This window comes from Streptomyces sp. NPDC051133 (assembly GCF_040682635.1).
In the GTDB taxonomy this organism is placed as follows: domain Bacteria; phylum Actinomycetota; class Actinomycetes; order Streptomycetales; family Streptomycetaceae; genus Streptomyces.
Genome location: NZ_JBFBBK010000246.1, coordinates 1 through 1,230, shown reverse-complemented (window position 1 = coordinate 1,230; position 1,230 = coordinate 1). Strand labels below are relative to the sequence as shown.

Sequence of the window (1,230 nt, the reverse complement as noted above, 5' to 3'; positions counted from 1 at the left end):
AGGGTCCCCGAGATGTGGGACGAGCTTCGAGGCTTCTGCCGCGACGAGACGGTGGACCTCAAGGAGATCCTGGTGGATCTCGACCTCTCCCACGCGAAGCGGCAGTGTGTCCGGCGGGAAGCGGGAGTTGCAGAAGCTGAGCAAGACGGAGCTGTATCAGCGGGTGACCGCGATGGAGGTGCCGGGCCGGTCGAAGATGAGCCGTGAGGGCCTCATCGACTCTCTCGCCCGCGCCGGGCGGCGCAGCGAGAAGAGCGCAGCCTGACAGAAGCTCGCACCGCATGACCGGTCCCGACGGCCAGCCCTTGGTGCTTGCCTGCGGTCATTGGCCGGGGTGCAGCGCGTCCGGCGGTAGGGACCAGGGAGACCGGCTGCGTCCCGTTCCCACGCTGGTTCGGTGCGTAGGGCGGGTTCGCTGACGCGCAGAGCGTCCTGCCCGAAGAAGAGACCGTTGAGGTCTGGAGCGTCTGGGGCCCTGGAGGCCCCCACAATGAGGGCTTGATTTCGGACCCGCACCTTCGCGGGTAGCCCGCTCCGGCAGTGCCCATGCCCTGCGACATCTGCGGCTGGCGAGGGTGAGGGCCCGAAGGTAGACGAAGGAGACCCGGGCCCCTCACAGCGCACCCCCTGGTGGGGGCAGGGACGTTCATGGCGCGCTGCTGTGCTCAACGACCGGCTCACGCGCAGGTCACGGGTGGCGGGTGAGCGGGCGTGAACTGCCCGTCAGGAGGAGAAGGGGGGCATCACATGGGTGAACGCGCGGTGGCACGGCGGGGATGAGTGTGCCGCCGTACCCTCCCGCTTCGGGCCTTCAGCCCCCTGGTCCGGAGCGGGAGTGACATCCCAGCCGGGGGCTGGTCGGGCCGCTTGCGGAGGGCGGCCTGACTGAAGTTGACTTCACGCCAGGTGCCGCCCGCTTACGCCACGGCTTGTGGCCTGCCCGGGACGGCGTGCGATGGGTCCCGGACAGGCTCCGCTCCTACTCTGCAGGGAAAAGCAGCATGGCGCGTGGAGGTGCGTTCAAGTGGCGTAACGGTGCCGGCGGGCGTCGTCCGGTCGCGGCCCGCTCGATGGCTCGAGGCCGAGTAGCTGGTGCGACTGGAGGCACGGCAGGGCAGTCGATCACCGGGAACGCCACTCCAGGGGCGCGATCCGGTCGAGGAACTCGACCAGCGTGACCTCCACGCCGTAGGACCGCAGCAGGTAGGCGAACTCGACGCCGATGGCCCC

At 69.5% G+C, this 1,230-nt stretch carries 1 protein-coding gene and 1 pseudogene; one reads left to right on the top strand and one right to left on the bottom strand.

The genetic code is table 11. The features are described from left to right. Positions 1-106 precede the first annotated feature (106 nt). Positions 107-265: a hypothetical protein gene (locus tag AB0N17_RS46800; protein WP_366017744.1), complete on the top strand. Its 159-nt coding sequence runs from the start codon at positions 107-109 to the stop codon at positions 263-265. Positions 266-1,137: 872 nt separating this feature from the next. Here AB0N17_RS46800 and AB0N17_RS46795 read toward each other — a convergent pair. Continuing rightward, positions 1,138-1,230: pseudogene (locus AB0N17_RS46795) on the bottom strand (NAD-binding protein); the annotation flags it as partial.